8 protein-coding genes are annotated in these 7,366 nt (G+C 53.6%); 6 read left to right on the top strand and 2 right to left on the bottom strand.

Annotated features, from left to right (window positions below; translation table 11 throughout):
• Positions 1-182 precede the first annotated feature (182 nt).
• Positions 183-1,601, top strand: a complete 1,419-nt coding sequence (locus V6C16_RS05620) for a phospholipase D-like domain-containing protein (protein ID WP_333535049.1) — start codon at positions 183-185, stop codon at positions 1,599-1,601.
• Positions 1,602-2,011: 410 nt separating this feature from the next.
• Positions 2,012-3,193: a tyrosine-type recombinase/integrase gene (locus tag V6C16_RS05615; RefSeq protein ID WP_333535048.1), complete on the top strand. Its 1,182-nt coding sequence runs from the start codon at positions 2,012-2,014 to the stop codon at positions 3,191-3,193.
• Between the two features lie 120 nt (positions 3,194-3,313).
• Here the strand turns inward: V6C16_RS05615 and V6C16_RS05610 are convergent, their stop codons facing one another.
• The gene (locus tag V6C16_RS05610; RefSeq protein ID WP_333535047.1) at positions 3,314-4,438 is read right to left on the bottom strand and encodes a Fic family protein; all 1,125 of its coding nucleotides are present in this window, start codon (positions 4,436-4,438) and stop codon (positions 3,314-3,316) included.
• A gap of 161 nt (positions 4,439-4,599) precedes the next feature.
• Between V6C16_RS05610 and V6C16_RS05605 the strand changes: the two genes are divergently transcribed.
• The 4 genes from V6C16_RS05605 to V6C16_RS05590 all read left to right on the top strand — a co-directional run bounded on the left by V6C16_RS05605 (position 4,600) and on the right by V6C16_RS05590 (position 7,112).
• Positions 4,600-4,824 carry a hypothetical protein gene (locus tag V6C16_RS05605; protein ID WP_333535046.1) on the top strand — a complete coding sequence of 75 codons (225 nt, stop codon included), beginning with the start codon at positions 4,600-4,602 and terminating at the stop codon, positions 4,822-4,824.
• Positions 4,825-4,887: 63 nt separating this feature from the next.
• The gene (locus V6C16_RS05600; RefSeq protein ID WP_333535045.1) at positions 4,888-5,661 is read left to right on the top strand and encodes a hypothetical protein; all 774 of its coding nucleotides are present in this window, start codon (positions 4,888-4,890) and stop codon (positions 5,659-5,661) included.
• Positions 5,662-5,806: 145 nt separating this feature from the next.
• Entirely contained in the window at positions 5,807-6,061 is a 255-nt protein-coding gene (locus V6C16_RS05595; protein WP_333535044.1) for a helix-turn-helix transcriptional regulator, read from the top strand.
• A gap of 109 nt (positions 6,062-6,170) precedes the next feature.
• Positions 6,171-7,112 carry a hypothetical protein gene (locus tag V6C16_RS05590; RefSeq protein ID WP_333535043.1) on the top strand — a complete coding sequence of 314 codons (942 nt, stop codon included), beginning with the start codon at positions 6,171-6,173 and terminating at the stop codon, positions 7,110-7,112.
• Between the two features lie 66 nt (positions 7,113-7,178).
• On the opposite strand, the gene V6C16_RS05585 is transcribed toward V6C16_RS05590, so the two are convergent.
• Positions 7,179-7,366 (bottom strand): hypothetical protein (locus V6C16_RS05585; RefSeq protein ID WP_333542867.1); only part of this gene is annotated, 188 nt, incomplete at its 5' end.

Raw genomic sequence — 7,366 nt, 5'->3', positions numbered from 1 at the left:
CCCGCTGCGTGGAGCGTGCCGCCAAGGCCAACGACATGAGCGCCCTGCGCGACCTGTTGCCGGAGCTGGCCGTGGCTGTAGAGCGCAACCGCATTGCGCTCAATCCGCATCATCAGGGCAGGTAATGTGTCGGCCGCCAGGTACAGCAATCGTCCTGCGGGTAAAATTGCAAAGGATATTAAATGATTACCGGAGTGTTGGAAACGCTGGCCCTTGTGGCCGTGCACATATTGTCCTGGGTCGCGGTTTGCCATGCACTGCTTACAAAGCATGACCCTCGGGCGGCTCTGGGCTGGACGGTGACGGCCCTGCTGCTGCCCCTTGTGGGGCCGCTTCTGTACGCCACGTTCGGTATCAGCAGGGCAGAAAGCCACGCCAGCCGCATGATGCGCCGACAGGAACCCCTTGAGCCGGATTATGCCCACCCTCCTTTTCCCGAACTGCCGCCCGAGCATGTACCGGAATACATCATCAGCATGGAGAGCATTGGCCGTCGTCTGACAGAACAGCACCTGTGCGGGGGAAACTCCCTGACGCCCCTGCACAATGGCGACGAAGCCTATCCCGCCATGCTCAAGGCCATACGCGAGGCCAAGGAGCAGGTTTTTCTCTGCACCTACATTTTTAATGCGGGCAAGACTGCCACGGATTTTGGCAATGCCATGGCTGAAGCCGCAGAGCGCGGGGTGGACGTGCGTTTGCTGGTAGACGGCATCGGCATGCTTTATTCCTGGCGCAAACCGTGGAAAAAACTGGCGGAACGCGGAGTAAGCGTAGCCATGTTCCTTCCGCCGCGCCTGTTTCCGCCCAATTTCAGCATCAATCTGCGCAACCACCGCAAGATGCTCGTTTGCGACAATACAGCCTTTACCGGCGGCATGAATATTTCAGACGACAATATCTCCGCCGGAAAGACCAAGTATGTTCAGGATGTGCATTTCCACTGCCAAGGTCCCATTGTGGACCAGTTGCGGCGGGCCTTTCTGCTCAACTGGGGATTCTGCACAGGCAAGTACACTCCCCTGCCCCCGGCCAGCACCCTGCCCGCCGGTGAAAGCCGCTGCCGTATCATCATGGACGGGCCGGGTTCCGAAGCCGATGTGCTTAACGATATCTATTGCGGCGTGGTCAACGCGGCCCGTCAGTCTGTGCGCATCATGACGCCCTATTTCCTGCCCTCGCACGGCTTTGTGTCGGCCTTGCGCAGCGCGGCACAGCGCGGCGTGGATGTGCGGGTGGTGCTTCCGGCCAAGAACAACCTGTTCTACGTCCACTGGGCGCAGTTCCGTCTGCTGCCCACCCTGCTGGAAGCGGGTGTGCGCGTGTGGTATCAGCCGCCGCCCTTTGCGCACACCAAGCTGCTTACCGTAGACTACTACTACAGCCAGATCGGCTCGGCCAACCTGGATACGCGCAGTCTGCGGCTCAATTTCGAGCTGAATATGGAAATATTCGACACAAGTTTTTGCGGCGAGGTCGCGGGCTACATTGATCGGGTCATCGGCAAGAGCAAGGAAATCACGGCGGAAGAACTGAAAAAGCTGTCTCTGCCTGTCAAGCTGCGCAATGCGGGCTGCTGGATTTTTTCTCCCTATCTGTAGGCTGGTGAGAAACGCCGGGCGCTGGCGCTGGTTGCGCTTTTCATAATGAGGGTACTTGCGCGATTGCCCAGACAGCGCTTGGGTAGATTGCAGGTCTGCTGTGCTGCACCGTGCAATAACGGACGGTAGGAATAGGGTAGGGCAAATAAAAAAGCCCTTACGGCTCGTCTCCGTAAGGGCTTGAAAAATCTGGTTGCGGGGGCAGGATTTGAACCTACGACCTTCGGGTTATGAGCACTACATTCATTAGTTCCCATTGAATCCGAATGAATACTAATTATAGCGAAATAATTGAATATTTTTGAAATATGTTTACGTTTTGCTCCCACCTTATGGCCTTGTTTTCGACTTGACTTGGTGGGAATATGGTGGGAATAAATTGCTGAACACTTCCACACGGAGGAATCGGCATGGCTTCACTTACCCGCCACCAGACCGACAAAGTCGGCGTCTTCTACATCCTCGGCAAGCAGCGCGCCAAGAGTAAAACCTCTTCCGGCGAAGCCGTTTCCACCGAAAAGACAGATAAAATCTATTATATCATGTACCGCCTTGACGGAAAAAAGGTGGAAGAAAAGGTAGGGCGCGAATCTGAGCGCATGACCGTTGCCAAGGCCGCCAAGATACGCGAACAGCGCATCAACGGCGTCACACTGCCTAACACGGAGCGCCGCCGCCAGCGCCTTGAGAAGGCTCAGGCAGAGGCCAGACGCTGGACAATCGGCAAGCTTTGGGAAGCCTACAAAGAAAACAACCCCGGCCTGAAAGGGATTGTCACCGACGAAAACCGCTTCAAAAACTACCTGAGCGGCTTTGCAAAATTATCACCCGAAGAGCTAACCACGCAGATGGTGGACACCTTGCGGCTGAAGCTCCTGAAATCCGGCAAGAAGGCCGGAACCACCAAGAACGTGTTGGAGCTTTTACGGCGCGTCATCAATTTTGGCGTTAAAAAAGGACTGTGCGCGTGGCAAGACCCGTCACGGCTGCACTTTGAGATGCCCAAGCTCAACAATGTCAAAACGGAAATGCTGACCAAGGAAGAACGCGCCCGCTTCATTGAGGCCGCTCAGGCGGCCCCTAACCGCAAGGCAGGACAGCTTATGCTCATGGCCTACTATACCGGGATGCGCCGTAATGAGCTTTTCGGCCTCAAATGGGCGCACATCGACCTTGAGCACGGCTTTATCAATATCGTGGGTGAGAAGCAGGAAGGGGCCAAGAGCAATAGGGATGAACGGATTCCCCTCACACAGCCTGTGAAGGACTTACTGGCGGAAGTGGGCGACAACGGCAGTGAATATGTATTCCCCGGCAAGGATGGGCGTAGCCGCATGATCGACATGAACAAACAGGTCAACGCCATTAAGGCCGCTGCGGGACTGCCCAAGGACTTCCGCCCTCTGCACGGCTTGCGGCATACCTTTGCCAGTGTGGCCGTGTCCAACGGCGTCCCGCTTTCCCATGTGCAAAAGCTGCTGACGCACAAAGACCCCACGTTGACGCAACGCTACGCGCATTTGGAAGACGAGGCGTTGAAGCGGGCGGCGGAAGCTGTGGGCAACTTTCTTGGCGTTCCCGATGCCAAGTAATCGTATGGGGCAACGTTTTGTTGGTTAACCGTCATGCCAGTGTCGGGAAAAATGTCGGGAAAAATGTCGGGAAAAATGTCGGGGAAAACGCGGAGCGGGCAGCATAAGAAATCACTCGGATCAAAGCCATCGGGTTGTGGTGTACTCGCTTGCCAATTCGTAGCTTGTGCTCCGCCCGCCGCTCTCGCCTTGCCGCAATATGCCGTATTCAATCAATTCCCGGATATCCCGCAAGGCGGTATCTGGTGAGCATTTTGCCAGTTTGGCGTACTTCCCGCTCGTCAGTTTTCCCTCGAACCCGTCCAACAGACGATTGATAATACTCCGTTGCCGTTCATTGAGCGGGTGCTGATTGGCATGTTGCCAAACAGCGGCCTTGCGGAAGACAGCGGCCAAAGTCTCGTCTGCGCCCTCAATGGCCCGCCCAAGGCAGCCAAGGAACCAGTTCAGCCAAGGCGTGATGTCCAAGCCGCTCTTTTGTGTACGTTCCAAAATATCGTAATATTCCTTACGCTCCCGCTCGATCTGCCCGGACATGCTGTAAAAGCGTTGCGGGCAGTCGTCGGCCCGCGCTAGGGCACAGTCGGCAATGGCGCGGGCTATGCGCCCATTGCCGTCCTCAAATGGATGGATGGTTACAAACCAGAGGTGTGCTATGCCCGCTTTCACCACGGGGTCAAGCTGTAAAGGTGCGTTGAACCACTCCAGAAAGCGGCTCATTTCACCATCAAGGCGTTCAGCCGCCGGGGCTTCAAAATGAACCTTTTCATGGCCGATGTAACCGGAGACGACTTGCATGGGGCCAGCTTCGGGCTTGCGCCATGCGCCCACGGTGATACGTCGTGACGCCCCGTATCCAGTAGGGAAGAGGGCAGCATGCCAGCCGCACAGGCGTTCAGCCGTGAGCGGTTCAGCATAGAGTTGTGTGGCGTCCAGCATCATTTCAACAACGCCCTCCACGTTTCTGCTCACGGGCGTAAGTCCGCCGATGTCGATACCAAGCCTTCTAGCCAGTGAAGAGCGCACCTGCGCCGCATCAAGGGATTCTCCTTCTATGGCGCTGGACTTCACTACATCCAGCGTCAGAGTCTCCAATCCGGCCTCAGCTCGGATAGAAAAGCCAAGAGCGTTCATCCGGCCTAAAAGCAAGCCCTGTTTGTGGCGTATGGCCGCAAGCGACTCTGCCAGTTGGGCAATGTCCCATTGGAATGTTGGCCATTCCGGCCTTTCGTGAATATATCGCATAATCTCCGCACCTCTTGCGGTGAATATGCCAGCTATTCGCTTCAAAGGCAAGATTCGCCGTAAACTTTGCGGAGAAAATTGAACATAAACACCGCATCCTTGTTACTTCAAAAATCTCCGGTATTCTGCAGCCACTACCCGACAGAAATGAGGAGAACGCGATGAAAGAACTTTATAAAAGCGATGTTTCCGCTGCTATTCACGAGACAGCCCAAGGGTTATACGAGCACGACATCATTGATGAGAAGAGCATGCACGAATTTGACAAGACGTGCCTTGCGTCTTCCCCCTTGGATGAGAAAGGGGTAATAAGTCATTGTATTGCTGATGAAGATAGGTCGCAGCAGTTCGCCGCAAATCGCGGCCAATGCAAAGTCAGTGACTGAAAAATCTCTATACACACCTCATTGTATTTTATTATCAATAATTTCTGTTGATAGGTGAAATAAATGAAAGATTTACTATATTTATTTTTTCATAGGTGCATCAGCTTTTTTTTGAGAACTGCAGTAGTTTATGTTGAACCTCTATTACAGCCTTGGCATAAAAGAGAAGAAAAAATTTTCTGTGACCCCATATCTGCAACAGATATATTAAAATACTGGCGTGGTCTATCGGAAGAATGTCTATCTATTTTGATAAGGCAAACTTTGATAAGTGAAGATAAAGTTTTTGCAAGGCCATATATTCGTGTTGCTGGAACAAAAATAGTGTGTACTGACAGTTCAAACTTTAAAGAAACTGGATACACACCAAAAACATGTTACCCTGACATAACATTCAAGAATGGGCATCAGGTATATGATTTTTCAAGAATAGTTTTTGACCGCGATGAGTTAAAAAAATTTGAACCGCGTTTCAAAAACTTAGATGAAATTCTTCAATGTGGCCATGGAAAAGATGAAGAATCAAATCTAAAATTAATTCTTGCGGAAATTGAAAAATTAAATATGGGGATTCAAAAAAATGATTCCCAAAAGTTGGCGACATATCTATTAAAGGTCATCCCCCTATTCTATAGAGAATATCGTAAAATTGATGAAAAGTCCGTCAGGCTTAAAGCTGAAGAAGGGCAAGAAGCAGAAAAAGTAATAAAAAAAGAAATTTTTTTGGAAGAACTTGGCGAAATCCTTCCGGGGCTACCCGCAAGCACACTTCTCAAGTTTTGGAAGCTTCTCCCGGCCTTTTGCAAGCTGACAGGCAGGGAGGCATCTCAAGAATAATTCATACAAATAACTTATAAAAAAAGCCTTGCGCCGATTTGAGGCTTTCACTGGCATACCCCAAAATTTCCTTTAGGCTCTCATCAAATCCGATGGGAGCCTTTCTTTTACAGGCTCCTTCACCCTATACCGTGAGGAGCATGTAATGCCTAACCGCACACCGAGGATAACCTCACCCACAAAAAAAGACTGTACCCCTGTACTGAACGACCCCTTCCACATCCTGCTCAGCGAAAAGCAGGCCGCCAACTACCTTGGCCTTACCGACAGGGCGTTGCAACAGCGCCGCTATGCCTCATTACCACCGGAATATATCAAACTGCCCGGCAGCAGCGCGGTTCGCTATCGGCTTTCTGTCCTCATGGAGTTTGTGGCCCAGGGCGAAGTGCCCCTCCCCTGACGTGGAGTCAGACATGGAGAAGGGCACGCATTCAGGCACGGGTTCACGGACTGAGCCATGCAGTTTGGCATGTTCTCGTGCATGCATGGCGTCTGCCAAGGAGTATGTCATGGAGAAAGGCATGGAGCACAGGCAGCAATGCACTCAGGGATTTTCCGCATTACAGATCAATATACTCAGCGTCATCAAGGCGCATCAGGAGGTTTTGCCCTATTGGCAGATAGCGCAACTGGTAGGCCGTCATTTTGGAGGGAACCCCACGGAAGGCGCGGTTCGCGGCGCTCTTGAGCGCATGTTTCCGCGTAACTTTCTTTTGCGCTCCCGCGCATCACGCGGACGGCTGAAGGGCAATCGCTACGCTCTGGCGCAAGACCCTTGCCTGCATATTCCGCCATGCACTTTTATCATGGAGTCAGGAGCGGAGTCTGCCGCGTACCGCAGCAGCAGTCCGGCGGCTTCTCTTCTATCAGAAGAGATAGACAGAAAGAATCTATCTGTCTCTTCTCAGAGCACGGAGCCGGAACACCGCCTTGAAGAACTCACAGAGGAGGATATCAGCTTTCATTGGCCGACCTTGGCGCGTGACGGCTTCGGCACGGCGCAAATCCGCCAGATATGCCAGCGTTTGCACAAGATAGCCATTCCCACCACACGCATACTTCAGGGGCTTGCCCATGCTGAATGGGAAATGAGTCACGGAACGCGCAAAGACTCCAAGGGAAACCCCATTGAAAAGCCCGCAAACTGGGTTTTTGAGACTCTGGCGCGGCAAGGCTACTACCCGCGTCCTGCTGGCTACATTTCCCCGCAGGAACAAGCGGAGCGCGACGCGGCAGAGGAACAGACCCGGCTTGCCGCCGCCCATGAGGCGAGAATGGATGCAGAATATGAGGCGTGGGCCGTGCAGCTTTCGCCACAGGAGCGAGAGCGCATCATTGAGGAACGTCACCCGGTGAGTGTGGGCGGGCTGCGCATGCCGGAACGGCAAGTTCTGCGGGGCTACTTCCGCGCGGAGGTCTGGCCGGAGTTGCAACGGAGGGCGCAGCAATGATGCATCCGCCACCAGTCTGTTTTCTGCCGTTCCGCCCTGTTCCCCATATCGGCTCTTCCAGACCCGTCATGTGGCATCACTCCCGGCGGATTTGGGTTTGCAGCAAGCCATGTTTTCCCTTCGGTCAAACGGCTTGGTCCTGCCGGACGGGGGGGAGGCTTCCGAAGGCTCACGAGGTTCGCCATGCCGCCGCATAGACGAAAGCGCGGCAAGGGCGGACGCCCTCGAAGCGACCCAGGAGAGGCCCGCGCCCG

It is taken from the genome of Desulfovibrio sp. 1188_IL3213 (genome assembly GCF_036763145.1).
Classification (GTDB): Bacteria; Desulfobacterota; Desulfovibrionia; order Desulfovibrionales; family Desulfovibrionaceae; genus Desulfovibrio.
This window is presented reverse-complemented; position numbering and strand designations above follow the sequence as displayed.